The sequence below is a fragment of the Providencia sp. PROV236 genome, from assembly GCF_033676985.1.
GTDB classification, from domain to species: domain Bacteria; phylum Pseudomonadota; class Gammaproteobacteria; order Enterobacterales; family Enterobacteriaceae; genus Providencia; species Providencia manganoxydans.
Genome location: NZ_CP096299.1, coordinates 1 through 26,085 on the forward strand (window position 1 = coordinate 1; position 26,085 = coordinate 26,085).

Consider the following 26,085-nt stretch of genomic DNA (forward strand, 5'->3'; position numbering starts at 1 on the left):
ACCACTATAGAGAGTGAAGAATTATTTTATACACAAGCCTGTTTTCAACATATCAACAATACAGATCCAATAATAAGATCTAAAATGTTCCATAAGTACCACAAGATCCCTTGTCTTTTTTTGTATGGTTTATCAATTCGTTATGACATTATTCGACCACTATAGTAAGTACAATGACTTCTATAGAGAGTAAATAAACCGCTATAAACAGTGACATGACTACTATGGGAAGCAATAATAGACACTCTGTAGAGAGTGTGATAGGAATTGCTTGGGGAAAAAAGTGACTGATATATCAATACCTAACGATGAGTTTGCTTCAGCTTTTGCAGAGTTAAACAAAGATACAGGTGAATTGATCGTATTAACACCTAATACAAATAACACGGTACAGCCCGTTGCTCTAATGCGGTTGGGGTTGTTTGTTCCTACCCTAAAATCAACAAACCGTAGTAAACGAAATTCTATGTCAGTTATGGACGCTACGGAAGAATTGAAACAACTATCCCTTGCAAAATCAGAGGGATATACAAATATCAAGATCACTGGTGAGCGTCTTGATATGGATAACGACTTTAAGACATGGGTAGGTATCATCCATTCGTTTGCTAAACACCGGGTAATCGGTGATAAAGTGACACTTAAATTTATAGATTTCGTAAAACTATGCGGCATTCCATCTGCAAGATCTTCTAAAAGATTAAGGGAAAGATTAGATGAATCACTGCGTAGAATAGTCTCTACTACACTATCTTTCACCAATGATTCAAAGGCTTATCATACCCACCTCGTACAATCCGCTTATTACGATATGAAAGCTGATACTGTAACTATTCAAGCTGACCCTAAAATTTTTGAATTATATCAATTTGATCACAAGGTATTACTGCAATTAAGAGCAATCAATGAATTAGCGCGAAAGGAGAGCGCACAGGCTCTTTATACATTTATTGAAAGCTTACCCCCTAATCCTGTTCCTATCTCAATGGCGAGGCTTAGAGCGCGGTTAAATTTGCAATCTAGAGTCAACACTCAGAACGCGACTGTTAGGAGAGCTTTAGAGCAGCTTAAAGAGATAGGCTATTTGGACTGTACAGAAACAAAGAAAGGTAACTCCGTTTACTTCATGATCCATGAGAGAACACCTAAGCTAAAGAAAACTAAGCCTATTAAAACGGTTAAAAAAGCAAAGACCACTAAAGAGAGCAAGACCACTATAGACAGTGAGAATACCGTTTTGGCAGAACTCACGAGAGAAGAACTAGAATTATTGGAAAAGCTCAGAAAATCAAAGAAATAAGAATCAAAAGACCACTGTAAACAGTACAAAAGAAACGACCACTATAAGGGGTATCTCTCTTTATAGTGGTCGTTTCTTTTTGTTATGCATATTGTTTAGTTTTCTTATATGGCATGAACTCTTTTGACTTTCTTTGATCACTATAGGCGGTATACTTTTTCTCTCTACAGTGGTTCTATCAATAGATTTCTTCCATATTAGCAAAAAACGCCGCAAACCCTCGCCCGACAGGGCGAGGAGCAGTCACAATTGTTATTCTTCCGTTTCTGGTTCTTCTTCTGGTATATCCTCTTTATCCATATCCATTGCGGCATCAGCTTTTTCAGCGTTTTCGGTATGCCATTTTTCTAGCAGTTCAACGATTCGATGCTTCTCAATTAGTTTAAAGTTATCAATGATATTCTTACGCGAGTACGATTTTTCGTTAAGAAGAATTTTACCCGCAGAGTCTTTTTTCAAATAACCAATTGCCAACATGTGATCAACAAGAGATTCGGTAGAATCAATGCCAATGTCGGTATCATAGTAGAAATTCCACGATGCGGTTTTAAACGGTGGAGCTACTTTATTTTTAATCGCTTTTGCTGTTACAACGTCACCAACACGCTCATTTGTTCCCTTATCTTTAATTTGAGCCTTAGATAACTGAATGCGTAATGAAGCATAGAACGCAGGTGATTTACCGCCAGCAGCTTTTGTATTATCGCCAAATACAACCCCGATATCTTGACGGCATTGATTAAGGAATAACATACACACATTAAAATCACTCGCCCAACTAGCTAATGTTGGAAAATAGGTTGAAGTACAACGTGCTAAGGCTGTGTTGTCATTCATGTTCACATCATCTTTCTTCGATTTCTTGCCGTCAGCTTTATTCATCATCTTTTCATAAAGCTGTTTTGGGATCATCGACGCGAGGGAGTCAAAGACTAAAGTTATAGGCGTTTCAGGCTCAATAATCTTCTCGTCACGTATTTGCTTAATGATGTTCCCCGCATAGATAATAGATTCTTCAAACGTTTTAGGGTGCTGGTAAATCCAGTTACCATCATCACCCACATTTAACCCACATTTCGCCGCTAATTGAGAATCAAAGCTCTTTTCATGATCCATAAAGATTGCAACGCCACCCATTTTTTGACAGGCAATCATTGCTTGTGTCGCTACATAAGTTTTACCGCTAGATTCCCAACCAAAGATTTCAGTAATACGTCCACATGGAAAACCGCCAGTGTATTTTCCTGAAATGGCTTTGTTGAAATGAGGCATACCAGTATCAAGCCAGATAGAAACATGTTGATGTTCAGCGTTTTTCTTTACGTTTTTCTTAAAAAAATTCCGCATAGCCGCTTTAGTATCTTTAGCCATAATTACGCTGCCTCTAGTGGGTATATTGTTTCTAAGACATTAGGTTCAATCAGCTCTAAGCTGCACACTTTACAAACACGGTTATGAATAGTGATGCAATGCTTGTAAACGGTAGCAAGTTCTCGTTCCGTGACCGCAATTTCATTTTCTTTCAAAATAGAACGAACACGCGCCAATCCATTACGACCGTAAAGAGCAATAATTTCTTTCGCCAAATCTGTCGGTGTAACGGTAATTTTTCGTTTGATTAGTGAAGTGATCATGCGGATTTACCTTTTAAGCCATAGCGGTCGAACGGGGTATAAAAAACCTCTAAATCTTCTAAAATGGTTTGAAAATTTAGCTCTAACATAAGTTTTCTGAATTTTTCAGGATCGTAATCCATCGGAATTTCTGTGATAGTGTCAGGCTTTAACGGACAGCCTCGCAGCATCATTAGTTTTAGATTGCGCTTGAAAATATCCAACATCCCCATGCCCTGTTTTTCGTTAAATTTGTTGTTTGCTAAATTAACGAAAGCATTGCGTGACCGGTTTTTCATTAACTCCGTACCAGCGCGAACAAGACGGCATATTTCAGCAACAGAACCATACTCAGCTAAGAACTCCATTGCACCTTTTTCACCTATACCGCCAACACCCGGTATTGTATCGGAGCTATCACCATGAAGTGCTTTACCTTGAACAAAGGCTAAAGGTGTGTGATAACCTGTATCATCAAAGAAATTTTCCATTCTGATAATTTCATCGGTGCGTTGGTTGATGAAAGAAACTTTTTCGCCAATCAATTGTTTATAATCACCGTCGCCCGAAAGTAGATAAATATGATCGTATTTGTCGATTTCAGTCGAAACCAAAAGACCCGCTAAATCATCAGCCTCACCGTCTTCTGCAAAGAATTGTTGAATACCTAAGTAAGAGAAAGCGCGTTGAATGTAAGGACGTTGCGCCTTAAATTTCTCTTTCATAACTTCCATATCAGGATTAGGCAGGCGTGTTTTATAGTCAGGGAAAAGAGTATTACGCTTGACTGGCTTTCCATCCCATAGAACGCAAACGCGGCACTTTTGAATAGATGCAAATCGCTTTGCGCTTCGTAGCATGTTGTAAATAGCTTGAGTTTCTAAATCGCCAACTTTTAACGTAGCGGCTGATTGCTGGTGGTAATAGCCTTGACTGTGGGCGTCTATTAATAATAGGTTCATAATGTCACCAATAGTAAAGGCGCACGAATGCGCCTTTTCGTTGCCAAATAAAAGATTAAAGTGCTGCTAATTCTTTCATCATGTCGTCAAGGTCGTCCTGATTGACCGCTTCACCAGTTGGTGTTGCAACAGGTGGTTCAGGATCAGGTAAAGTTGCTGTTTCAGGTGCTTTATACTCAACAGCCGCTGCTTCTGCCGCTGCTTCTGCCGCTGCTTCTGCTGCCGCAGTTGTCGTTGTTGTAGAAGAAAAGCCCGGCAACGCTGCTGTACCGTCAGTACCCGTAGCAGGTAGTGATAGTGTGGAGCTGATACCAATAGAAACGCCAGTAACCGCACCAATCGCTTTTGCTACTTGTGACGCTTTGTTAATGTCGAATTGAGAGTTGGCAAACTCAAGTAAATTATGTGTTTCAGCCATGAGTTTTACAGGGATAGCCATTTTCCCATCTTTGCGTGATGGTGAAACGGAGTATTCAGTATCACGACCTGAACCAGTACGATTGATTTTGAAACAATAACCATTTTCCGCTGATAATGGCTCACCGATTTCATCAGTCATATCTTCTTCAATCAACTTCAACACATCTTCAAAAACGGTTTGCGGTAATTCAACAAGTTCAGTTTTTTCCGCAGTGGTGATATCAGGTGTCGGTGTGATTGTGCCGTTCATTAAGAAACGACGACTAGCGCGAATTTCAGAAATTGTTTCTTCCATTGGCTTGTTGCCTTTATGGATTGCTTTTGCTTCCATAATGCCTTCACACAATTCGCAAGCCTCGTCATGAGTTGCGCTTTTGCAAAGTACAGCAACTTTCTTTTCTTTACCCGCTTCAACTGTTTTAACAAAGTGCATACCGAATGCTTGGTAAAAAACATCATCTGGGTTTGCTGGATTTGGGAAAACACGTAAGTAGCTGATGCCTAGAGGTGGCTTGGATGTGTTTAGATTTCGACTTAGACGTTTGGCGGCAATTTCCTGACGTTTACCTTTGATAAGTGCGAGTAAGTTTGACATTTAAGATCCTTAATTTGTTTAGTTAATTTAATTTGTTTTATCTGTTTGGTACTTTTGTTTCGTTTGACGATTTAAAGTTTAAAGATGATAGATCAGTAAATACATACGTAAAAGTTTTTTTTAAAGGTTTATGGTTTTTTGCCGCTAAAAGTTCCCGAACCTAAAATTTCATAGTCGAGAATTGCTTTTTTAGATGCCTGAACAATCATGTCTCGGCGATGTTTTAATGCCTCCACTGCTGCTTTGTAGATATCGGACAATTCTTTCGTTTCGTTGTAACGCGCTCTTGCCTTAACCAGTGTTTTTGCTATAACTTCCACTCGTTCAGGTAGTTCGTCTATAAAGGTGGTTTTTAGAGAAACACCAATATCATCATCGGAATAGTGACGTTCAATTTGCTTTACCATTGCCTCAACCGATGATTCCGAGGTTTTAGTGCCATTCATATTCCTTGCGGCTCTGACTAGCGAATACAGTGCTGATTCAAGCCCCTCGATTCGATTTTTTTCTTCTGAGACAATTCGTTCTGCCTCCGCTTGCTTTGCACCATAACGAATTAGTAAAATTGGATGGTTAGTCCATACCGAATCCAGATCATCTAAATTTGTACTTAATTCTTTTGTGATTTGTTCAATGATGATCTGCTTTGGATTACGATTTTCTTCTTTCATCCTGTTAACCTTTATAATATTAATTGGGTAAGTGAGTACCTATTATTGTTCGTAAATCTAATCTATTAAAGTGCAACAATGACGAAGTGATTTCGTTATGATTGCGGGATAAGCTGATGGATGGTTGTCGCTATTAACATGTACAATATAATTCTTAGTCCCCGTCACTAGACCAGGCAAACAAGCACCTTCAAAACGAAATCTCACCAATTCAATACAAGTATTCCAATCGGTTGAGCTATCAACTTCAATCTCACCCTCGCTGTAATACTTACCACTAGGCTTAAAATACGTTAACTTCAATGTTGCTGTAGCCATTTACGCCACCTTTGAATATGTTTGTTGTCTAAATTCTTTTATCTTTTGCTTCAATTCTTCAACGGGCACACCTTTCGCAACCAAATCGTCCAAATCGCCGCCGATGAATAAATTCATTGACGCAACACGATTTTCAGCCGATTGAATGAAAGCGTCTCGATAAGAAAGTATGGCGTTAAAGGCTTTTTCAGTGTTTGAACTTGAAGATAAGTCGATTAAAAGGCGGCGTAACTCGTCTAGCGTACACGATTTTAGTAATTCCCTTGCCACGGCTCTCAATTTCCGATTTTGTCTAACACCATCAATAACAGCGAATTGTTTTGCTATTTCTAATGTTGTCGCGGCAGAGATAAACTCACCAAAAGGTGAAGCCATTATCATAAATTTTGCTTTTTCACGAACGAGATCGTTGATTTCTAGGTTCTTATGTGTCATGTCGATTTATTACTATTTGTTGATTTACAAAGATAATAAGCCATTCAGTTAGGGAATAAATAACAACTGAACGGCTTAGTTTTATTTTAAGAGGCTTCAATTGCGGTGGCTAATTCATTGACTATTTTAATTAGTCTCTCGTCTTCCTCTGGTCTGAAATACAAGATATTAGGGTTGAAAGCGTAAAAAACAGTTGCATCCATTTCCGCAAAGTATTCTTTTCTGCCAATCAAATCAGAGGGTTTAGATTTGTTGTTGAAAAGAGACGCAGCCATGCTTCCGCAAGCCATAATGTAGGTTGGTTTAGCTAACTCAATCTCAGATTTCATATATTCCGTGAATGCTGATATATCTTCTTTTGAATAGGATTTAGAGCCTTCATCTTTGGCTTTCTTCATTACACCTGTAATGTAAATATCACCAAGTAAGAAACCTGCATTTGTTAATATCGCCTTAAATTCGTTATATCCCGACTCCATAAATATACAACTTGAAGCATCAGACTTACTCGCGCCGTCAAGCACGATCATAAATTTAGGCTTTCTTCCTGTCTTCGGTCTTACAAGGTTATTTCCAAGACCTGTTTCAGCCGCGATACGATTCATCAATAAATTGATATTTGCGTTTGTCTTTTCATCCATAACGAATTTACGAGACGTTTTGACGGCTTCTATAATTAAATTACCCATTAATTCAGCTTGGCTTTTTCGACGCGACTCGTCGGTTGCTGGTGGGGCATCTGGTGTAATGCTGGCGAATGCACCAACCAATTCAAGATGTTCAATCACGCGAGAGTTACACGAGCGCTTGTTGACAGCCTCAATAAACATTTCTTTGCTGGTAAATTTACCACCGACTTTGTTTCTAGCTTCAACTATTGCATTACTGCCATTTGACGAACACCCTTTAATTGCGCTGAAAGGGGCAAATAGAACGGGATATCCGTCAATATCGCGGATCTCTATTCTTTGGCTGGAAATATTAATATCAGGCGGCATGATTGAAATACCGTAATCGACCGCATCAGATACCAAGTCTTGATGTTTATCTTCACCCAATATTGTCAAAGCAGCGGCAAAAAATTCGGCTGGATAATATGTTTTCAACCACATAGCTTGATAACTGATAAGCGTATAGGCAACGGAGTGTGATTTGTTAAATTGATATGCACCATTCTTTTCTAAGGCATCCCAAATCTCATTTGCCTTTTCTTCGCTTAATCCGGCTTGTTCAGAACCCGCGACAATACCAATCACTCTTTTTCCGTTGATCGTCAATTCAACACCCGATTTAAGCGCATTCTCGGCAGTTAATTTCACATCACCACATTTCCAATGTTCTGCTCTATGAACTGATTGAGTTGAACCGTCTTCAAACTCTACCGATATCCATCCAGCACCAGCTTGAGCCTTGAATAGCTCCCCCATTTTTGCCATTTTCGAGGCATCTTTTTTACCGATAGCTTTACGAACTCCATCAGCCTCAGCAAGTGTAAACCCACCTAGAATCTGAACCGCTTTCATCGTTTGTTCTTGATAAAGAATAACGCCGTTAGTTTCTTTGGTTAGCTCGTCTAAACGAGGATGTAAAGATTGCGGAGCAGCGTAACCTTTTGCAACCTGAACAAAGGTATCTAACATACCTGATTGAATCGGTCCCGGTCTGAACAATGCGGTTGTTGCAACTACAGTTTCAAACGAAATAGGGTCAACGCCACTACCTAAGTCTTTCAGCAACTTACGCATAGGGGCTGATTCTAACTGGAAAATACCTTTTGTTTTCCCCGAAGCAAAGTTATTCATAACCTTTGGATCGTCCAAAGAAACTTCACTTATTTTTACCGTACCTACCCCGAAACGTTCATCAATATAGCTAACAGCTAAATGAAGCAGATCGAGAGTAGCCAAGCCTAAAACGTCTAGCTTAATTAATCCCATATCTTCACAGTGACGTTTATCCCAATTAATCACACGCTCGTTACCGCGTAACTCAATAACTGCACGTTCGCGAATTGGTACACTTGATACAATCATCCCCGCAGCGTGACGACCATAGCTACGCATAAGACTTTTTAATTTACAGGCGGCTTCAAAGGCTTTAGGGTGCTTTTCGGCATATTTATCGAGTGATGCTAATTCTTCACGCAATTCTTCAAGTGTGAAATCGTCGCCTTCTTTTGAAATGAAACTAACGTCTTTAGAAACTGACAAATCTTGCGCTGGCACATTAAAAATACGTGCGGAATCTCGTATTGCCGAAGCTGCTTTTAAGTACGAATAGTTAACGATTCCTGCAACGTAATCTTCACCGTATTTTTTATATAAATATTCAATCGCAAGGTGGCGTTTAGATTGGGAAAAGTCCAAGTCGGCATCGGGTAAGTCTAAACGTTCAGGATTGATGAAACGTTCAAATAGCAAACCGTGTCGTATCGGGTCAACGTCTGTAATACCAACACACCAAGCGACCAATGAACCGCCCACAGAACCACGACCAGCACCGACAGGAATATCATTATTAATGGCATGTTGCATTAAATCTGAAACCATTAAAAAATAACCACAGAACCCTAGTCTCGTTAAGATCTCTAATTCATATTTAAGACGTTCGATATAAACAGACCACAATTCTTTTTTAGGCGTGTACCCAAATGATTTACCAGTTAGTTTCGCCCTTAAACCATCAGCAGCCATTTTCTTTAATGTTGTCGGTTCATCTTCTGCCATTTTAGGCAATGCAGCTTTCATCGGGTGCCAGCGATATTGACACTTGTTGATTATTTCATCCTGCTTAGTTGAAACCATATCAGGCGAGATTTTTACATCAGTTCGTAGACAAAACGCTTTCAAGTTTTTAAGTAAGTGTATGCGGTCGCTAACTTCGTTGTCGCGTACATAAGGTACTCGCATCCGGTGGATCTGATCTGACTTTACGTTGTTACATATTTGATAAGCGACATCTTTTAAGGTGGCATCGTCTTTTGTTTCATAATAAGCGGGGTAAAATGCGACTCGATTTAAAGACAACTCGTTAGCGGCTATGGCTGATTTAATGTTAATTTGATCAAAATACGGTGATTCCATTGGATAGGTAGCGCAGTACAAATCATCACGGTTTATATCAGCTAATTCTTTTAATAGAGTTACGCTGTCACGGCGACGAAATATGCTATCAATATCCGAAGTCATTAAAACAAGATTGCCTTTTTTGTATGCTTCTACAACCTGTTTAAAATCGAGTCGAGGTGTCTTATGAAATTGTTTACGATCATAACCACTGCTAAGTAATGTACAAAGGTCGGAAAAACCCTGTTCATTTTTAACCATGGCAATAAGTGAGTAGCCATAATCACGATTAACAGGTAATTGCGTTTCGCCAGTTTCTTTGCGTAGTTTGTTTTCATGTTCCAAAAATGGGTTATCAACGATAAACAAACGAGAACCTAATATGACAGAAACGTCCTCACCAGCCTCAAGCTGCATTGGAATAACAGCAGATATATTCATGGTGTCGGATGTGATTATTGCCTTGTAACCCTTTTCCTTTGCGATCCGCACCGCATTCACTGCCTTTAGCGTTGATTCACCTAATGAGAAGTCCGTTCTAGCTAGTAACGCTTGCATCTTTTTTACCCTTCTTAATTCGTTTTCCGTCACTATCTGTTGGAAAGCCTGAAAAATTACCGAAAATGGATATGAGAGTGTTCTTCGCTTCTTCATGACAAGCCGTTATGTGCGGACATGCCGCACATACAGTTGATTTAGTTGAAGCCGTTGTTATTGAGCCAAAACACCCAATCATGCAGCAGCCCCGAATATACGAGTCGCAAACTCGGTAACAGCAAGAGCAGATGCAGACGGTAATTTGTTGATATAGGCTTTCTTCAAACCAAGTAGCATATCGCCACGCATAACACCGATCTTTCCTGCATTTAACAATTCACGAGGTCCGATAGGTTGTGAGATTTCTTGCGACTCATAGGCTTCGCGGCAACGCTTGGCAAAATTTACTAGCTGTTTGGCTAATTTTTCAGGTATGCCGTGAGCGATCAATATGGCAATTTCTTGATGTTGTGGCATGTATTCAACTTTTGACACGATAGCGAATCGTGAGAAGTTGGCGGCGTTCTGTTGGTTTGTGCCTTGGTACAATCCTGTTTCATCTCCTGAGCCGTTTGTGTTGCCAGTGGCGATAAATGCAAAGTGTTTATGTTTAACAGTCCTACGCCAATCAGGGGTAGCTTCTTTCAAGATTAATGGCTCACCCTCTAACACTGGTTGATACAAAGACAGAATTTGCGGATAGGCAAAATCGTATTCATCAGCAAGATAAATAAATCCGTGCTTCATGGATAAGGTCAAAAGACCAGGCTCAAAATAAGTACGTCCATCTTTTGCAAGGATTTGACCTGTAATATGCGATTCTTCTGTTGAAGCTGTATGTTGAGAACGAATTAAAGGACGACCTAGACGCGCTGCAATCTGCGTTGGTAGAGAACTTTTCCCTGTTCCTGCATGACCCCATAGAAACGCTGGCATACCGGTTGTGAATGACATAATGACGTCTTTAATTAACTCAACATCGTTAAAAACGTAACTATCGTTAACGTCAGGCACAAACTCAGGAAAAGGACGGTTTAAAAACACCTCTGTGACAATAGGTTTACCCATTGCGTTATTAATTGAACCCTCGGGCATTTTTAATACTTCATACAACGCCGCTTTTTCAGTGGTGTAACTTGTTTCGCCTAAATGACCATGAATAGGTGTCACCGTCGCCTCTTTAGTTTCGTCGATTGTTTTGCTTTCTGTCTCTGCTACCGAAGCTGTAGCCATTTTTAGACGTTCTGATTCTTCACGTTTTTTCTGAGCCGCTTTATAAGCCGATGGTGAGATCGTAGGTTCACTTGGAAACGTTGCTTTGTATTGAGCTAAAGCATCGTCAGGACTCATAGGCTCACCGTTGGGGTATTTAGGATGGTTTAAACACTTCAAACTACCGTCGTCATTTTTCGGTGAAAAGTGAATTTTCATAAACACTTCTGGTTTACCGCACCATGCACAATGAATTGGCTTGATATCATTTTCTTCCGCGACTTTTGACATTTTTCTGAAACCCTTAATTTGTTTGTGTTGTTGTTTTTAAAACTTATATATATCTTATATAAATAAACTAGGTATGTATTCGAATACCTACCATAAATCTTAATATTTTGAATAAAAATCTATATAAATATTATGGGAGCGCGGCATTCGATTTTTGTGGTTTTAGTTAAAAACCAGTGAAGTTTCCTAGTAATAAATCGCGGATCGAGGTAATTACTGTTTTAGGTAAATCATCAACCGAACTAACGCTAGTATGGTGACGATAAAAACGCGCCGGGGCTTCGGTTTGTATTCCTACCGCCAGAATGTCGATATTTGTTTTTTTGGTAATAAACTCGACAACATCCAACAAATGATTTGAAAAGCCAGAACCAGCGGCACACGGAGCACCGTCAGACAATACAAACATAATTTGTTTATCCTCGGTTCGTCCGTTGTGGTGTTGTGATAAAGCAAGAATACATTCACCGTCTGCATTGTTTGCTAATGGCAATCTATCGCACACAAAACCCAAACGAGCCATGCAGGTAGTTGAGTTAACTTTTTCATTCCAATTTTTGAGTATAGGCATAAACAAAGGCTCGTAACGACTTGCGCTATCGGCATTATCAAACATACCTACTGTTGTAAAACCAGTAATGATGTTTGGTACTTTAATTTTGTCTAACGCATCAGAAAGCGCGTAAGCCGACGCTAGAGCTAGACAAATACGTCTACCATCCATAGAGCCAGATAAATCTACAACTAACTGAACCGCAGCGTTTACAGCACGATGCTCGAGTTTTTTTGAGAACACGCGATCATCATTAATAGACGGGCAGGTGATTTTCCATAGGCTTGATGAATTAATTCTCCCTTTCCTTAATCCGTTAACCTTTTGAACTCGATTTTTACTCGCTATAACCCTTTCTAGGTCTTTGGCTAAGGTTTTAGATTTAGTAGTGAGCATAGGCTCAATGTATTTTCTAAACAAAATAAGCCCTATTTTCTCATTAAATACATAATGGTCGGGGCTACAATCACGCCATTTGCTATCACCTATTGATTTTGGCGACTTGCGAATAAATTCCTCTGCCTGTTCTAACGGTCCCATAAAATCGTTAATCCGCGAGTAAGGCTTATAATCGAATTTTGATACCATTTTTAGTTCGTCCGAAATCATATCTTTGGTTACGTCTTCCGTACTCAAAGTTTCAGGCGCATCAGGCGCATCAAACTCTTTCATGTCCTCGTCAGTCAGCGTTTCGCCGTCTTCACTGTCTTCACTTCCACTACTTGTTTCACTTAAAGGCGTTTCTTCTGAGCTAGGCGTATCGGAGCTTTCCGTGGTAGATGTTTCTCTACCCGTATCTAGTTCATCGGGTGAAGACTCAGAATCGCCATGTTCACCGCCACTATGAGAAGTGTCACCGCTAAATTCATCTATAGATTCAGAATCAGAACCGGAATCAGAATCAGAAGGGTTGTCTTCGATTGTCTTTGTATCTGACTCCCGATCTATTGTTGAGTCTTTGGTTGATTCGGTGGAGTCTTCTGCTGATTTTGAGGATGAATCCGGCTCTAAAGGTGGTAAATCGTCTTCTTCTTCTCCGTGTTCAGACAAATCCGGTTCAAATTCATCTTCCGAATCGGTTTTATCTTCCGCCTTAGTTGGCTCTGATTCTGTAGGTTCATGTTTTGGTAAATCAGGTTCAACTTCTTCTTCTGAATCTTCTGGTTTACCTTTTTCTTCTAACTTATCTTTTTTACTTTCGTCAGTAGATAAATCCATACCTTTATCGTCGGTATCAGATGCGTCTTCTTTTTCATCTTCCGTTTTTTTGGATTCTGGCGTTTCTTTGGCTTTAAGTTCTTCTTTCTTCTTTTCCTCAGCAAGTCTAAACGCTTTTATTACATCAATTGCGAGTTTTGCAGCACCTTCAGATTTTGTAATTTTATTTATTCTTTCTTTGTAATTAATTGATTCTAATATTGAAATCTGTTCATCGAACCGCCACCAATGACTTTCCATAAAATCAATAAATGGCGTATGACCGCAATACGCTCTCGATACAGGCATGAAGAATGCAGCTAAGAAAAGGTCTTTGGTGTTGTCACCGAAATGATCTATAAACTCTTGAATTTTATTATTAAAGAAACTATCAATTAGGTGCTTTTGGGTTTGCAATAAATGCTTCCGACTACCGGGGAACAAATTACCCATTTTGCGCTCAATGAATGTATCTTCTACTACATTCCATAAGCTATGCGCTGTCTTCCCTTCCATCAGCTTACTTATTGATATATCAGTAAAAAGTACATGAGCAACTTCATGATCGATAAAGCCACGAATAGCAGTAAGTAAATCGTCTGATGCCGTATCTGGTATTGATGGAATATTTATGTACTCTAGCTCGCCTGTTTTTTTGTTATAAGCACAATAGGCTTCATTACCAAAGTCAACTACTCGTATTTTTTTTGCAGCAAGTAAGCCGACAACTGTTTGTACAGACTCTCTAAAGTTAAGAACTTCGGGTCTAATCTCACGTTTTTTTGACATTGATATTCCTAATTTACTAGCTTTGTGTGTTTTTCGAGATCTGTATAATAAAAAAAGCGTATAGGCACTCAAGCTATACGCTCTATAGATGGTAGGTACTTGCGTTAAGCAGTACGGAAAATGATTCGTTTAGTGCCCGTATCAACTATTACAAATTTTGTCTGCATAATTTCAAAGATGTGGATAATTACATCGTTATTTAATGATATTAATTGCAACCCTACCTCTTGATTTTCAAGAAGAAGTGTAAGCTCTGCCTCGTTTGCATCATAAGAATCATTAATGTTAAGCCCATTGAGAATATGTGTTAATGCTTTCAAGGTTTGCCTCTTTGTGTGTATTTATATACTTACATTAATATGAAATAAAATGTAATAATTTGTAAGGCGGATTATATATATCTATTTTAATAAAAGAAATAGGCTTAATGAAAACAAGTAATGTTCGTATTTGGTCGTGTTTATTTAGTTTTTTTTATATAAAAAAGCTGGTTTCTGTCGGGTGAAATATTATATCTATTTACTTATACAATGATAAAAGTGTATATTTACATACAGTAAAACATTACAAAAAATAAAAGGCAAAACGTATGTCAAAAGATAAAACCAAGAATGTTATTGGTGATTTTTTAACCGCTGCTATTATTGCAAGCGGGAAATCGCAAACTCAAATAGCCGAGGAAGTGGGTTATTCATCTCATAACAATATCTCGATGTTGAAGTCTGGAAAAATGTTATTTCCACCTGAAAAGATTGAAATTTTTGCAAAGGTGTTGTCTATAGACGAGGGAACATTGTTCCGTGTTGTTATGCAATCACGTTACCCTGATTTGTTTAATCTTTATAGCAGAAATGCAGAGGTAATTTCAGAGGATGAAAAAATCGTTCTCGAAAATTACCGTAAGTTTAAAGGCAAGGAAGTTGAAGATCCTGCATTAGCTAAAATGAAAGCCGATGAATTTCTTAAAAATATCAACTCTCAATCTGAACAATAAATCTTCGAAGTAGGCGGCAGAATCAAGCCGCCTTTTTCGTAGTCGTGCATCAAACCTCTATAACTATCCGCATCAATTATTTCTCTAATATTAGCGGAAAGCATATCTAATGCTGATTTCATGTGGTCGAGATAATTATAGCGGTCATAAACCCTATCAATACCCTCAAGTGCATGATTCATTATTTTACGCGAAACGTCATTCTGAACACCTAACTCCGCGAGTTTTGTTCTCGCGGTTCTTCTAAGGTCGCGAGGCATAAATTCTTGTAACCCAAAGTGTTGCGTGTCACGCACCATGCGTCTTATTGCTTGTGCCGCAGCTCCTTTTGAAATGACGGTATTAGGCTGTTTTGAAGAAGGGCAAAGCCATTCACTATTCTGTGATGCGGCAAAGAGATTACTGACGCAAAGCTCCATAAGTGGGCTGATTGGCAATGTATGATCTCTCCTTGATTTATTTCTATTACCTTGTCGCCATAGTTTTGAATCAAGATTAAATTCAGATTTTTTAGCTCTAAAAACTTCATCAGGTCGCCTTGCGCTCACGAGGCATAATCTCAACCCCCAACGAACCTGTTCGCTAAAATCCCACATATCAAGTCCATGCCAGAAACACCATATTTCAGCATCAGACAGAACACGAGATCGAGGTTCTGCAGCTTTGCCGCCTACATCCTTTCGGGTCATTGAGGCTAGAGGACTAACCTCAATGTACCCTTGGTGTTCGCACCAAGTTAAGAATTGTTTGCACAATGCAAACACCCGTTTTGCCTCATTAATTTTGTTTTCGGATAGTAAGTTATTAAATACGCGGTTAAAGGTTATTTTATCGCATTGTCTTATATCTTTTTCACCAATAGACGGTATAACATGAGCTAACAAAGAGGACACCGCAATCTCTGGTTTACGTCTTGTTAAAAATAAGGAAATCTTTAACCATATCATGATTAGGTGTTTTATTTTTAGGTCGGAGCCCATCTCATTATATAATGTATCAAGTATACAATTACGTACATTTAAAATATAAGTTATTGTATTGTTTCCTACGTATTCTTTTAGATTTTGCCTAATATCGTCACTATTATTTTTCATGACTTTTGCCTTTTATTATCAATAAAATTTACTATTTATTTTTTACATATTAGGTCAAAAAATAGAATGACTCCAGACCTATGTAGTCTGGAGTCATAAGAAGGTGTTTTGGTGAATTAAATCAGTAAAGGTGAACTTGGTTGTCAGTTATTAATTCGTCACAAAATCGCATTGTATTTCTTTCTACAAAGCAGTAACTAATATTTCTTGCACGTTTTAGATAACTGATCACTTCGATAAGTTTGTAATAGGTAATTGGCAACTCTTTGTTACTAGGTATTATTTCATTTTTCATTGCTACGTATGAAACGGGCACTATTTCGTGAATAGCTAAAAAACGGTTTCTTTCTAAGGCATCCAATACCCGTTCCGACAACAAAATGATTTTCCCGTTGCTAGCCCCGTTTGCAACCAACGCTCTCGTGTAGCCAACTTTGTAGCTTCGATTTGTTCTAGGATTTGTCACAACACGGATAGTCTGTCTAATGCTATTGCATATTTGTTCTATACTTCTCGCTCTGTTTGAAGCCATATTTACAAAATGGTTGTTGAAATGTTCTCTGTTGCACATTTCTAACCCAAAATGTGACATAACCCTAAAATCTAAAATCATCTTTAATAATCGCCATTACATTTTGCCCATGCAAATTCTGACGATGCCGTTATTGTCCTTAATAACCATCCTATCTTTTTCAAAGGCAACTTTTCCTTTATCGCCGCCAGTGATAGTTATTGAATCAGGCAACTTATTTGAAGATGTTTTTTTAAGCTCATTACCTTTTACTGATTGCGAAACGGCAACTTTAGGTAGTGCTGCTAAAAACAATGGCACAGATAATCGCTTTAGAAAAATTCGCCTATTCATTATTTCCTCTCAAAAAAATAAAGCGCCAACAAAGGCGCTTCATTGAGTAGCTGACATTCTGACATTCTGACATTCTGACATTAGGAGTTGGAGCACCTAGCACTGGCTAACTAACCTCGGTCGAGAAGTAAGTTAGTAAGTGGCAGTATGATAGAGTGGTGAGTCGAATCACACTGCGTTTAACCAAGGTTGTATCTTGAAATGTATATCATTTAAGATAAGCGTCTAACACCGCCACACTTCAAGACAACCCTTACTACATTTATAGCCATGGAAGGATGTACGGATGACCCAAGAATACTAAAACATTTATGTAAGTATGAAAATACCTACTCCTTGTCACCGATTTTATCTTCATCATCACGCAAACATGACGGCCATTTAAGTCTAGGGTGACGCAAACTTCCATCAGGTGTAAATTCGTGGAAATTCACTTTAACAATACGCCCCATGTATTTATCTTGGTTGTGCCATATTTCATCAAGATACTGATGTTTAATCCCCGAAGCATCGACCACAACACCGTTTTCGAGCAATACCGTTACTGTTCCTAGCGTATCTTTAAAAGCCCCGTCCGCATCACCAGGTTTAAATCCGACAATCTCACCGTCTGCTTCGTTTTCGTCTTTTAACTTCCACCAACCGCGAGTGCGTTTAAAATAGTAGGGCGCGTCAGGGTCTTTTGCCATTTCGCCTTCTTCGTTAGCATCAAGACGGGCTTTGAATTGTGCTACATATTCCTCGTGACTATGGACGATATTAAAAGGTAGCAACTTAACATCAGGCAATACTTCTGTTTTCTTGAACCAATCAATGAGGTGAGTAATACGATCACGTAGTTTGACACCTGTAGTTGCATAGGATTTATCTGCACTTTGTTGTTGCCATTCAGGTAAAAACCAATCAAATAGCCACAATTCCGCACCAACTGCTTTTACACCTTTCTTTCTTAACGCTGAAATTGTACCGTTAAAAGAGCCTACAACACCCTCACCATCAAAATAGATAGTGTCATAGCCGGTTGCTTTGCGTAGATTAACCATTTGTTCTTTTAAATGTTCTAGCGTTGTAACTGGATTACCTGTTCGAGATAAGAACTCAACATCTTCACCCTCTACTTTAACGATGATCCGCATACCATCCAATTTTTTCTGAGCAATCATCGGGAATTTAGCGTGTTTGTTTTTAACTTCTAATTTCAAATCGCCTTTTGCGCGATAGTTTGTAGCAAGCTGAACTTCAAATACCGGAATTTTAAAAGTAGGAAATACTTTGTTAAAAACAGATATACCGATACCAGCTTTCGTTGTTTTAAGAAGTATGCGGCGAAACATATCTTGTTCTTCTTCGTTCATTTTAGCCAAAATACCTTGAACGGCTTCAATTGCCTGTGACCCCGTAACGTTTCTATTGCGTAAATCGTCCAACAGTAGAATTACTTCTTCATCGGTTATTTCGCTCGTTTCAAGGGGTTCTGGCTTGTTGTATTTCTTTACTCCGTACATCATAAATGGGTTAAGAATATAGTGCATATAATCGCGTTCTACAGGGTTTAATACCTGCAATAATTCTTTTTTTTGATTAGTGCCGACTTCATTCATGGCATCAAGTTTGTTCTTTAATGTGTACAACGCTGTTTTCATTTTCTTAACCTTTTCATTAACTAATCTTTAAGTTTTAATAATCTATGTAAATAAAATAATTATATAAATAAGAAAATAATTAAGTAATTGCCTTATTACACAATTGGTTATCTTCTCTTTCAACTACGGGTTTTTGAGATATGCTGACAAATTCCCAATGACGCAACGTGCGGTTAGATACATCACTATCTTTACCTATCCAACAATCTACAGGGTTAACTTCATCATCTATTCTCGTATATAAACGTACCGCTATTCCGTTTTCTGACAGAGCTAAAACATCACATTTAATCCAAGCAGGATTCAACGCCGTTCTTAAACGAGCAAAGCAACGTTCGTTTAATTGCGGCTGATACGAAGATTTAGCCTCTAAAGCATTTTTTTTACTATGTTGTTGCATTGTGTGAACTCTCATTTTTAAAGGCTTCTTTCATGCCAGCAGCGTAGATGTTATCTATGCTTTCAGGGGCAGAATTAACCTTTGGATTTTCTTTTTGTGTTGTAGATTCTTTGATAGGCGAGTTGATAGTCATGATGCCATTTTGCGAACGTTCGGTTTCTTCAACCTTGACTGTAGGAATTAACATGTCTTTGTTAAACCAAGACCGTGCTATTTCTTTTGTTTCGCGAATTGGTTTTTCGGGGAAATTGACTACTGACGGATCGTAATGCTCATAATACAAAACACGACCTGCTTTTTTCTCAGCGACCATCATGTGAATAGCAGGGCACTCTACCTTTGATAAAGCGACAGAGCATGGCGCACAAGACTTCATTTTATCCAATGTACCTTTGCGCTTGGCGTTTACAATATGTTGGCATAGGGTGTATGTCTGATTGAATCCAGTCGGCTCACATTTGATTCGATAAGCGTTGGTTGCGATTAAAGATGTTTCAACGCCTTCTGGTAGGTTAATCACATGTTCTTCTACATTTATCTTTTTCATTTCAAACCCTTTATGTAACTATGTGCATACGTACTTAGATATGCACATAGTAGCCAAATTAATTAGGTATCAAACAATTATAAATAGGCATTAAAACATGCCAGCCATATTAGAAAGCGGTGATGATTGAATTTGAATTTCCATCACTTTAGATGAAGCCGCTTTTATGCCGTAAGAGATAGCTTGCTCTTTCATCATACCAATCTCAGCGATTGATTTAGAGGTCGCTCTTGCGGAACGATTGATAAGATTATCCATAAACGCATTAGCATGAAGTATTGTTTCGCTGTTAATATTTGGAGCTGTTAATAGAGCAGAGCCTTGATAATCTTTGATTTTGCCTTGTATTTCTTCTGAGGTGTATGGCTTGTCGCTGTAATCTGGCATGTTAATAACGGTGCTACCGATAAAAGCAACAATACCAGGTTTTTCGCAAGAGCCTTTATCTAACAAAGTAGCTATTTCCTCCATAGGCATATCTATATATTCATCGTCGGATTGATTCTGATAGCTTTTAACAAATGTATGGAAAATCTCTAACGGCTCGACTTGTTTGAGATCTGTTGCTACGGCAGCAAGCATCTTGTCTGTAAAACCTACCATATAAGTAAGCGGCACCTTTGATTTTGGCTCATGGCTTTTCTTCACTATGTCAACGCCGTATATAACTTCGTAAACAGATCCATCTTTCTCAATATGAAGATAATCTACCCGTAAACATGGCTGATTAGGGCTATACGGGAAATTTTCTTCTAGTAGTCGTTCTAGTTCACGATTCATAATTGAAAAACCGGCTTCAACAACCGTCTCCATATCGCTACTATCTAAATTAAAAAAGATTTCATTCTTTTTTATTTTTTCCGCAAATTCTACTTTAGTCATTTTCACTCTACCTTAACTTAATATGTTGATCTTATATATTATATACGTATTTGAATACCTATTTTTTTATTTTGAAATAGCTTTATGCCCTTTGATTGTCATTTCCAAAGCTAATCTGTCTGTGAATGGCTTTGATGTGTAATAGGCTTTCAGAATTTCAGCATCGGTTGAACCGCCAGCGTCTTGATTTTCATTCTCGAACGCGGCTATTTTTACATTCAACCCTATTGATCGTAGCTTTTTAGCGGCTTTGACGGTATTTCTTACCGCTTGCTTTTCTGAATCCCATAATAAAATGACGTTTTTCAATCCCGTTTCTTTAAGTGCCAAAAAACCGCCTATTTGATCTTGCCCCTCAACAGACAAATCACCAGATAGGTGCATACCAAATGTGCCTACAGGCTCAACATAATCACGCAGAGAATCTTCATTGAATAATGCACGTTTAACCGCGAATACGTCAAAAACACCTTCTAGCAACACGACAGTCGATTTTCCCATAGCATTATGACCGTTATAAAGAAATCGCCCTGATGCTGGTAGCGTGGACGGAAATAGATACTTTTTGTCAGCAGATCCAGTTATATCACGACCTTGAAACGTACATAAATTACCCGCCAAGTCATAAATAGGAATAAGAATACGCATCGAAAAATCTTGAGTCGCTACCCTACCACTAAAATCGTAATAAACATGAGCGCCATTTACGATAAATCGTAAGTCAAAATATTTAACTAGCTCAGGGGTTATACTTCTTTCATGAAGATAATCGGGGATTCGTCCATCTGGCAACGGTAGTAAATAATGCGGAGGTAATTGAACCTCTTGTTTTAGAGAGACAGAACTTTCTAAAACTCGTTCAGGTTCTTTAGGTCGCCAACCTTGTTCGACTATAGCGGCTTAATTCTCGACCCGACAATCCTGAATGTCTTTGAAGAAAGCGAAAAACGTTAAATTGTTCATCTTGCGGGTGGCTACCAGCAAAGCAAACGCCAACCTTAGTTTTAGGATTAAAATAGACTTTCCAATCATGGTTTCCGCACGTAGGACATTCTCGAATATTTAACTCAAGACCGCCTTTACCAGTAGTCTTACGATAAGTTATCCCTTCGAGATCTAAAAATTGCTCAAAGTCGAACTCTGATAAATGTTCCCTTATTTCGCTATTAATACGCATGGTTTGACTCGTGAATTATTCTTCTTACTAATAATAACAAAGCCACAAATGCCGTGTAGTATTACCGACAATTGTGGCTATTTATCAATAGGCTAAGGAGTGTTAACTATTAGCTTTTGCGTTATCAAATTCTTTACGCATATATCCGTAAAAATCTTTTTCCAATTGTTCGCTAAATCCCTGCTCACGAATTTTTCTAAACATATCCATAGATAGTGCAGCTAAACGGCTTTCCAATACATCAACAGGTGTTTTTTCTTGTTGTAGTAGTTGGTAAGAAATTGGCTCAAAGTAAGCGAAATGGATTAATTGACCGTCTTCTCTCTGAATCAGGATTCCGCTTTGAGTGCGAGAAGTAAAAATTCCGGTATGCCAATTTATGCAGCAACGAGGGTCAAAGTATGCGATTTCATCCCCTACATTTAATTGATTTAACATTTCATGGAATTGAGCTTCTTGCGCCTTTAACTGCTTTGCAAATAGTGCCAGAGTAATAAACGGTTGTTTGTTTTGTTCTTGGTTAAACATAAAGAATCCTCAATTTGTCTCAGTTGCTTATATGTGTGCATTTAATGTATATATACTTGATCGGGAGTCACGATAAATGACTAGGTAATATCTATAATTCGCTTAATAAATTTCATTTGATCGAGGTTCTGTTCGATACGAATACTCACTTCACCTTTTTGGTTTCGCGAGCCTGCAATATACAAACGAGCCTCTCCTTTCGCTTTTTCTTCTTCTGTTTTGTTGATGGTGATAATTAAATCCGCAATACGAACCTTTTCAATGTTATCTGCCGCATGATTCATCGTAGCGACTTCTGACGAACCACCCTCGCGGTTAGTTTGTGACGCTGTAATACCGGCTACATTGTAGGTATCAAAAACCGCACGCAAATCGGTATAGATGTTTTTCACATCCTCTCTAACGTCGCCGCTTCGATAGTTTGGCTTCATCAAGTCGGCGTAGTCCACAACAAGCATATCCAACGTAACGCCTGTTGAAATAATCCCCTCTATCATGCGAACAACATCGTTAGGGCATACAGAACCGGGTGGGCGTTGTACGACAAACATTTTGCCTAGTTTAGTTGCGCCTAATTCCTTTAACTTGGCTGAAACGCGATCTCGGCTTTCAACCAGTTCTTCCATATCAGTATCAGAAAGACGGGCATCGAAACGGTCAGCAATAATCTCTTTGTGTACTTCTAAAGATACATAGAGAACGTTAAATCCGGCTAGAGTGGCGTTGACTGCAAACTCCCCCATACCCGTTGATTTACCCGATTTTGCAAATCCCATAAATAAGGTCATTTCTTTACGACCCCATCCACGGTGATAAAGTAAGGCGTCTAATGCTCTGATGCCTGTAGTAATACCTTGAGGTGGTGCTTCTCCACTGGCTTTTTTGGTTCTCGCTTCAAACCGTGTCGCAGCTTCTTCGTAATAGTCGTAAACTTCGTTAGTGCCGCTACCGCCTAAGTGTTTAACCTTTTCCATGATTTGCATGGCTTTTTCAAAGTCGCCTTTATCTTTGAACTCAGCCGCCTTTATCATGGCGTTATCGAAAGCAACCGAACGAGCAAATAAAGTAACTTGATCGACCATGTATTGTGAGTCGGTCAGCTTCACTTCGTTGATTTTCGATATGGCGATTTTTACATCAGGTACATATTCAGGACGAATAATTTTTGCTTTTGCATCGTTAACAATTAGGTTTATCAATGTTGGCATTGACGGAGGCTGCTTGTACATTTTGTAAAAACGTCCTGCCGCAGCTACCAGAAACGACAACGCCATATTCTCAAATTGTTTTGGTTCAACTAAATCATGAGCCTGAGAGATAAAACGATAATCACGACAATAATATGCCGCTAATAGCGTTTGGAAATTTTCATCGAATTTCTCAGACAATGAAACGCCTGTATGCTCAAGTTCCATTTCAGAGGACGACATTTAAATCACCTTTAACAACAATAGGATCACTATTTTTCACGCTCTCAATGGCTGAATAATTTATTGTCTTAAATTCACTCCGAACATTTGTGCCTGATTCATCCAATAGCAAAGAACAATCGTCAAATTTGCGTATATAACCTCGCACAAAATTTCCAGTCGTAGTTACTATCTCAATTGGGATTTGATGAAATTTAAGCCACGATAGGCGAGACTTTAAAATCTCGTAATCATTTTTCATTTTCATTTTCCTGTGTGTTGTATGTTTTTTAATTGTTGCATTGCTGAATAGGCAAACTAGAGCAATCGCAAGGCTTTCTTGTGGTCGTCGGGGAATTGCATTTTGAATATTTGTTCATCGACATATTTGAGAGAGAACAATGCCGAATAAATCACTAAATAACGTTTGGCAGGGTGAGTATTTAGTATTTGCTCCATCACATAACGTCTGTGAGCTTCTTGTACTTCATCACCCACATATTCATTAACTGTAAAATAACTCAATGTTGAGCCATTCAAGCGCGTTCCCTGACGTTTCTGATGTTTGTCTATGAATATTTCCAACAAATCATCTTGCCAAAGATGTTGAGGTCTAGGTAATTCGTTCCATTCACGACGAGCCGCTATGGATAACATTGTTGAAACGAAATAGTTGTAATCAACACCTAGTTCGTCGGCTTTCTGTCTTGCTTTCCATAATGAGGTGATGTTTGCTTTGGAAAGTTTGATAAACGGTACTCTTTTGAGTCCTGATCTATACGGCGCTTTTCTGAAATCTTCTCTGCCGTGTGTAGACATAATTAGCGCGTATTGTTTCTTGTAAGACTCCGCGAATAACAATGTTGCATCCATAGGATGTAATTGACGGTAATCGAACCATTTAGATTGAAATAAATGTAATTCTTGCTTCGTCCTTGATAAGCCGACATTTTCAACAACCCATTTATCTTTATCAGACGCCGACCAAGAAAGCATAAATTCCTGCGGATCATCTTCATGGATAAATTTATCGATAGATAAACACATAATTACATATCGCCTATTGACATGTACGTATTCAAGTACATTTTATATCAGTGTAAGAGACGAAAATCAAATCCGCAGTGTAGGTATATCAAGAAAAAGAGAGATGTTTAAAAAAAGAAAGGAAGCAAAGATAATGCCGTGCTCCCATAATATATATATAAGATTTTAGTTACAAACTACCAACTAAAACAAATTAAGGATCTCTATTCTAACTTAGGTTGTTTAATTATCAAATTCTTTGAGTTGTTATAAAATTCTATTAAATACTATGGGAGCACGGCTTTCTTTCAATGGTCGGCTAAAATATGATTTTTTATAGATTGAGTGTATAATGTACTTATAGATTGTCCAACATGCGGAGGGCAGTTCATGAATACTAGAATGTCTTTATCAAGGAATAACAAATTAATGCCTTATGTAATACCCGACACAGACGCGGATTTTAATACAAAATTAAAAGCGCCTGAAAAGAATATCGATTTCACAAAGATTTTTTTAGAATCAGGTGTGGTCGATTTTTCGTTGCCTGGTTTTGTTACACCTCATGGCTATAAATTTGTTAAATCCATCAATAAAGATCAGTACCGACTAATTGCTGTCGGTGACGAGCCAGAGACTGTCTACCTTGTTGAATTGCGTTTCCGAAATGACATTGTGTACGGTAAGAAAACATGTACACAAATAAAAGTTTGGCGGACTATTTCTGCTAGACACAATACGGCAGTTAAAGATTTGCCACGTACTTTTTTCACTGATTTACTTTCAAAGCATAGTATTGTTGTTTCCGACGAGGAACAAACTGGCGACGGTAAAAGATTTTGGGAAACGATGATTGATTGGGCTTTAGATAGCAATTATCACGTTTATGTTTCAGACGGCACGCAAGAAGATAGACCATTGACCGCAATTAAAGATATGAATGAATTTTATAACAAGTGGGATGCTTTTTGTTGGGGAAATGACCGCGATATTCACACTCATAGACTAGCTGTAATCAGTAAAACTAAAATATATTAATAGGATGTAGGATGGATTATAAACAAGAAGCGATAAATCATATAATTAGCTATGCTTTACATTGTGGTTTAAGAGTTGGACATGCCTATAATACGAGGGGGTTTTGGTTCAATGATTCTACACTATCACTAAACCCTAAAATTAAAGATCAACTAACCGAGGCGTTTAACAGTTTAATTGAGCTTGGTTATTTTAATGAAACTGAGAGTGCTATCATTTTAACTGAAAAAGGCGATCGTTTTATATATAATACTCCAGATAATTACACTTACGAACAAGAAGCTAAAGATTACATAATTAGTTATACTCAAAAAAGCAGGCTTCTAGTAGGTAATCCTCTGTTTATATTAGGCTTTGAACGCTCTCTTATTACATCAAATCTTAGCCGAAATGCTAAAGAAAAATTGAATGAAGCCTTTAATAGTCTGATTCAAGAAGGTATTTTTGAAGAAGATGGTAACAATATCATCTTAACACAATATGGTTATGACTACATTTACTAAATATGAGGCAGTTTCGCTACC

The 26,085-nt window shown here is 38.4% G+C and carries 28 protein-coding genes; 4 read left to right on the forward strand and 24 right to left on the reverse strand.

The window, feature by feature from the left end; translation table 11 throughout:
- The first annotated feature begins 292 nt into the window (after positions 1-292).
- Entirely contained in the window at positions 293-1,300 is a 1,008-nt protein-coding gene (locus tag M1E96_RS21490; RefSeq protein ID WP_349493705.1) for a RepB family plasmid replication initiator protein, read from the forward strand.
- Positions 1,301-1,552: 252 nt separating this feature from the next.
- On the opposite strand, the gene M1E96_RS21495 is transcribed toward M1E96_RS21490, so the two are convergent.
- From M1E96_RS21495 to M1E96_RS21545, 11 genes are all read right to left on the reverse strand, one after another.
- A complete protein-coding gene (locus M1E96_RS21495; RefSeq protein ID WP_349493658.1) occupies positions 1,553-2,671 on the reverse strand; it encodes a hypothetical protein in 1,119 nt (372 codons plus the stop codon).
- Between the two features lie 2 nt (positions 2,672-2,673).
- The gene (locus tag M1E96_RS21500; RefSeq protein WP_272668694.1) at positions 2,674-2,934 is read right to left on the reverse strand and encodes a hypothetical protein; all 261 of its coding nucleotides are present in this window, start codon (positions 2,932-2,934) and stop codon (positions 2,674-2,676) included.
- A complete protein-coding gene (locus tag M1E96_RS21505; protein WP_369427576.1) occupies positions 2,931-3,875 on the reverse strand; it encodes a 5'-3' exonuclease H3TH domain-containing protein in 945 nt (314 codons plus the stop codon). Before M1E96_RS21505 ends, M1E96_RS21500 begins: the two co-directional genes overlap by 4 nt.
- Positions 3,876-3,930: 55 nt before the next feature.
- The gene (locus M1E96_RS21510) at positions 3,931-4,890 is read right to left on the reverse strand and encodes a regulator (RefSeq protein WP_369427577.1); all 960 of its coding nucleotides are present in this window, start codon (positions 4,888-4,890) and stop codon (positions 3,931-3,933) included.
- A 128-nt stretch (positions 4,891-5,018) separates the two neighbouring features.
- Complete coding sequence (locus M1E96_RS21515) at positions 5,019-5,561, reverse strand: hypothetical protein (protein ID WP_349493661.1); 543 nt, start codon at positions 5,559-5,561, stop codon at positions 5,019-5,021.
- Between the two features lie 57 nt (positions 5,562-5,618).
- Positions 5,619-5,879 carry a hypothetical protein gene (locus M1E96_RS21520; RefSeq protein ID WP_349493662.1) on the reverse strand — a complete coding sequence of 87 codons (261 nt, stop codon included), beginning with the start codon at positions 5,877-5,879 and terminating at the stop codon, positions 5,619-5,621.
- Complete coding sequence (locus M1E96_RS21525) at positions 5,880-6,314, reverse strand: hypothetical protein (protein ID WP_349493663.1); 435 nt, start codon at positions 6,312-6,314, stop codon at positions 5,880-5,882. It abuts the gene before it with no gap.
- A gap of 86 nt (positions 6,315-6,400) precedes the next feature.
- A complete protein-coding gene (gene dnaE, locus M1E96_RS21530; protein WP_369427578.1) occupies positions 6,401-9,937 on the reverse strand; it encodes a DNA polymerase III subunit alpha in 3,537 nt (1,178 codons plus the stop codon).
- A 174-nt stretch (positions 9,938-10,111) separates the two neighbouring features.
- Complete coding sequence (locus tag M1E96_RS21535) at positions 10,112-11,419, reverse strand: AAA family ATPase (protein WP_369427579.1); 1,308 nt, start codon at positions 11,417-11,419, stop codon at positions 10,112-10,114.
- 166 nt (positions 11,420-11,585) lie between these two features.
- The gene (locus M1E96_RS21540) at positions 11,586-13,958 is read right to left on the reverse strand and encodes a porphyrin biosynthesis protein (protein ID WP_369427580.1); all 2,373 of its coding nucleotides are present in this window, start codon (positions 13,956-13,958) and stop codon (positions 11,586-11,588) included.
- A gap of 104 nt (positions 13,959-14,062) precedes the next feature.
- A complete protein-coding gene (locus M1E96_RS21545) occupies positions 14,063-14,278 on the reverse strand; it encodes a hypothetical protein (protein ID WP_349481092.1) in 216 nt (71 codons plus the stop codon).
- Between the two features lie 269 nt (positions 14,279-14,547).
- Between M1E96_RS21545 and M1E96_RS21550 the strand changes: the two genes are divergently transcribed.
- Entirely contained in the window at positions 14,548-14,952 is a 405-nt protein-coding gene (locus M1E96_RS21550) for a helix-turn-helix transcriptional regulator (protein WP_136134641.1), read from the forward strand.
- On the opposite strand, the gene M1E96_RS21555 is transcribed toward M1E96_RS21550, so the two are convergent.
- The 13 genes from M1E96_RS21555 to M1E96_RS21615 all read right to left on the reverse strand — a co-directional run bounded on the left by M1E96_RS21555 (position 14,937) and on the right by M1E96_RS21615 (position 24,493).
- Positions 14,937-16,046 carry a tyrosine-type recombinase/integrase gene (locus tag M1E96_RS21555; RefSeq protein ID WP_369427581.1) on the reverse strand — a complete coding sequence of 370 codons (1,110 nt, stop codon included), beginning with the start codon at positions 16,044-16,046 and terminating at the stop codon, positions 14,937-14,939. The genes M1E96_RS21550 and M1E96_RS21555 overlap by 16 nt on opposite strands.
- 121 nt (positions 16,047-16,167) lie before the next feature.
- On the reverse strand, positions 16,168-16,617 hold the full coding sequence (locus M1E96_RS21560; protein WP_369427582.1) for a hypothetical protein: 450 nt from the start codon (positions 16,615-16,617) through the stop codon (positions 16,168-16,170).
- 57 nt (positions 16,618-16,674) lie between these two features.
- Entirely contained in the window at positions 16,675-16,911 is a 237-nt protein-coding gene (locus M1E96_RS21565) for a hypothetical protein (RefSeq protein WP_369427583.1), read from the reverse strand.
- Between the two features lie 329 nt (positions 16,912-17,240).
- Positions 17,241-18,554, reverse strand: a complete 1,314-nt coding sequence (locus M1E96_RS21570) for a DNA ligase (RefSeq protein WP_369427584.1) — start codon at positions 18,552-18,554, stop codon at positions 17,241-17,243.
- Between the two features lie 79 nt (positions 18,555-18,633).
- Positions 18,634-18,954, reverse strand: a complete 321-nt coding sequence (locus tag M1E96_RS21575) for a hypothetical protein (protein ID WP_369427585.1) — start codon at positions 18,952-18,954, stop codon at positions 18,634-18,636.
- Positions 18,941-19,501 carry a hypothetical protein gene (locus tag M1E96_RS21580; protein WP_272661397.1) on the reverse strand — a complete coding sequence of 187 codons (561 nt, stop codon included), beginning with the start codon at positions 19,499-19,501 and terminating at the stop codon, positions 18,941-18,943. Before M1E96_RS21580 ends, M1E96_RS21575 begins: the two co-directional genes overlap by 14 nt.
- A 90-nt stretch (positions 19,502-19,591) precedes the next feature.
- Complete coding sequence (locus M1E96_RS21585; protein WP_369427586.1) at positions 19,592-20,383, reverse strand: hypothetical protein; 792 nt, start codon at positions 20,381-20,383, stop codon at positions 19,592-19,594.
- A 66-nt stretch (positions 20,384-20,449) separates the two neighbouring features.
- The gene (locus M1E96_RS21590; RefSeq protein ID WP_369427587.1) at positions 20,450-21,031 is read right to left on the reverse strand and encodes a hypothetical protein; all 582 of its coding nucleotides are present in this window, start codon (positions 21,029-21,031) and stop codon (positions 20,450-20,452) included.
- A 220-nt stretch (positions 21,032-21,251) separates the two neighbouring features.
- Positions 21,252-21,560 (reverse strand): hypothetical protein, encoded by a 309-nt coding sequence (locus tag M1E96_RS21595; protein WP_369427588.1) that lies wholly within the window; start codon positions 21,558-21,560, stop codon positions 21,252-21,254.
- 102 nt (positions 21,561-21,662) lie between these two features.
- Positions 21,663-22,088: a hypothetical protein gene (locus M1E96_RS21600; protein ID WP_369114039.1), complete on the reverse strand. Its 426-nt coding sequence runs from the start codon at positions 22,086-22,088 to the stop codon at positions 21,663-21,665.
- An 80-nt stretch (positions 22,089-22,168) separates the two neighbouring features.
- A complete protein-coding gene (locus tag M1E96_RS21605) occupies positions 22,169-23,518 on the reverse strand; it encodes a DnaB-like helicase C-terminal domain-containing protein (RefSeq protein WP_272661393.1) in 1,350 nt (449 codons plus the stop codon).
- The gene (locus M1E96_RS21610; protein ID WP_168697656.1) at positions 23,505-23,759 is read right to left on the reverse strand and encodes an RNA chaperone Hfq; all 255 of its coding nucleotides are present in this window, start codon (positions 23,757-23,759) and stop codon (positions 23,505-23,507) included. The genes M1E96_RS21605 and M1E96_RS21610 overlap by 14 nt, the downstream gene beginning before the upstream one ends.
- Before the next feature lie 56 nt (positions 23,760-23,815).
- Entirely contained in the window at positions 23,816-24,493 is a 678-nt protein-coding gene (locus M1E96_RS21615; protein ID WP_369427589.1) for a hypothetical protein, read from the reverse strand.
- A gap of 420 nt (positions 24,494-24,913) precedes the next feature.
- On the opposite strand from M1E96_RS21615, the gene M1E96_RS21620 reads away from it, so the two are divergent.
- Together M1E96_RS21620 and M1E96_RS21625 are read left to right on the forward strand one after the other, a co-directional pair.
- Complete coding sequence (locus tag M1E96_RS21620; protein WP_369427590.1) at positions 24,914-25,561, forward strand: hypothetical protein; 648 nt, start codon at positions 24,914-24,916, stop codon at positions 25,559-25,561.
- An 11-nt stretch (positions 25,562-25,572) separates the two neighbouring features.
- Positions 25,573-26,064: a hypothetical protein gene (locus M1E96_RS21625; RefSeq protein WP_369427591.1), complete on the forward strand. Its 492-nt coding sequence runs from the start codon at positions 25,573-25,575 to the stop codon at positions 26,062-26,064.
- Positions 26,065-26,085 lie beyond the last annotated feature (21 nt).

Coding starts and splice junctions, on each gene's coding strand:
- M1E96_RS21495 (WP_349493658.1), bottom strand. CDS start 2,671: ATGGCTAAAGATACTAAAGCGGCTATGCGGAATTTTTTTAAGAAAAAC.
- M1E96_RS21500 (WP_272668694.1), bottom strand. CDS start 2,934: ATGATCACTTCACTAATCAAACGAAAAATTACCGTTACACCGACAGAT.
- M1E96_RS21505 (WP_369427576.1), bottom strand. CDS start 3,875: ATGAACCTATTATTAATAGACGCCCACAGTCAAGGCTATTACCACCAG.
- M1E96_RS21510 (WP_369427577.1), bottom strand. CDS start 4,890: ATGTCAAACTTACTCGCACTTATCAAAGGTAAACGTCAGGAAATTGCC.
- M1E96_RS21515 (WP_349493661.1), bottom strand. CDS start 5,561: ATGAAAGAAGAAAATCGTAATCCAAAGCAGATCATCATTGAACAAATC.
- M1E96_RS21520 (WP_349493662.1), bottom strand. CDS start 5,879: ATGGCTACAGCAACATTGAAGTTAACGTATTTTAAGCCTAGTGGTAAG.
- M1E96_RS21525 (WP_349493663.1), bottom strand. CDS start 6,314: ATGACACATAAGAACCTAGAAATCAACGATCTCGTTCGTGAAAAAGCA.
- dnaE (WP_369427578.1), bottom strand. CDS start 9,937: ATGCAAGCGTTACTAGCTAGAACGGACTTCTCATTAGGTGAATCAACG.
- M1E96_RS21535 (WP_369427579.1), bottom strand. CDS start 11,419: ATGTCAAAAGTCGCGGAAGAAAATGATATCAAGCCAATTCATTGTGCA.
- M1E96_RS21540 (WP_369427580.1), bottom strand. CDS start 13,958: ATGTCAAAAAAACGTGAGATTAGACCCGAAGTTCTTAACTTTAGAGAG.
- M1E96_RS21550 (WP_136134641.1), top strand. CDS start 14,548: ATGTCAAAAGATAAAACCAAGAATGTTATTGGTGATTTTTTAACCGCT.
- M1E96_RS21555 (WP_369427581.1), bottom strand. CDS start 16,046: ATGAAAAATAATAGTGACGATATTAGGCAAAATCTAAAAGAATACGTA.
- M1E96_RS21560 (WP_369427582.1), bottom strand. CDS start 16,617: ATGTGCAACAGAGAACATTTCAACAACCATTTTGTAAATATGGCTTCA.
- M1E96_RS21565 (WP_369427583.1), bottom strand. CDS start 16,911: ATGAATAGGCGAATTTTTCTAAAGCGATTATCTGTGCCATTGTTTTTA.
- M1E96_RS21570 (WP_369427584.1), bottom strand. CDS start 18,554: ATGAAAACAGCGTTGTACACATTAAAGAACAAACTTGATGCCATGAAT.
- M1E96_RS21575 (WP_369427585.1), bottom strand. CDS start 18,954: ATGCAACAACATAGTAAAAAAAATGCTTTAGAGGCTAAATCTTCGTAT.
- M1E96_RS21580 (WP_272661397.1), bottom strand. CDS start 19,501: ATGAAAAAGATAAATGTAGAAGAACATGTGATTAACCTACCAGAAGGC.
- M1E96_RS21585 (WP_369427586.1), bottom strand. CDS start 20,383: ATGACTAAAGTAGAATTTGCGGAAAAAATAAAAAAGAATGAAATCTTT.
- M1E96_RS21590 (WP_369427587.1), bottom strand. CDS start 21,031: ATGCGTATTCTTATTCCTATTTATGACTTGGCGGGTAATTTATGTACG.
- M1E96_RS21595 (WP_369427588.1), bottom strand. CDS start 21,560: ATGCGTATTAATAGCGAAATAAGGGAACATTTATCAGAGTTCGACTTT.
- M1E96_RS21600 (WP_369114039.1), bottom strand. CDS start 22,088: ATGTTTAACCAAGAACAAAACAAACAACCGTTTATTACTCTGGCACTA.
- M1E96_RS21605 (WP_272661393.1), bottom strand. CDS start 23,518: ATGTCGTCCTCTGAAATGGAACTTGAGCATACAGGCGTTTCATTGTCT.
- M1E96_RS21610 (WP_168697656.1), bottom strand. CDS start 23,759: ATGAAAAATGATTACGAGATTTTAAAGTCTCGCCTATCGTGGCTTAAA.
- M1E96_RS21615 (WP_369427589.1), bottom strand. CDS start 24,493: ATGCTTTCTTGGTCGGCGTCTGATAAAGATAAATGGGTTGTTGAAAAT.
- M1E96_RS21620 (WP_369427590.1), top strand. CDS start 24,914: ATGAATACTAGAATGTCTTTATCAAGGAATAACAAATTAATGCCTTAT.
- M1E96_RS21625 (WP_369427591.1), top strand. CDS start 25,573: ATGGATTATAAACAAGAAGCGATAAATCATATAATTAGCTATGCTTTA.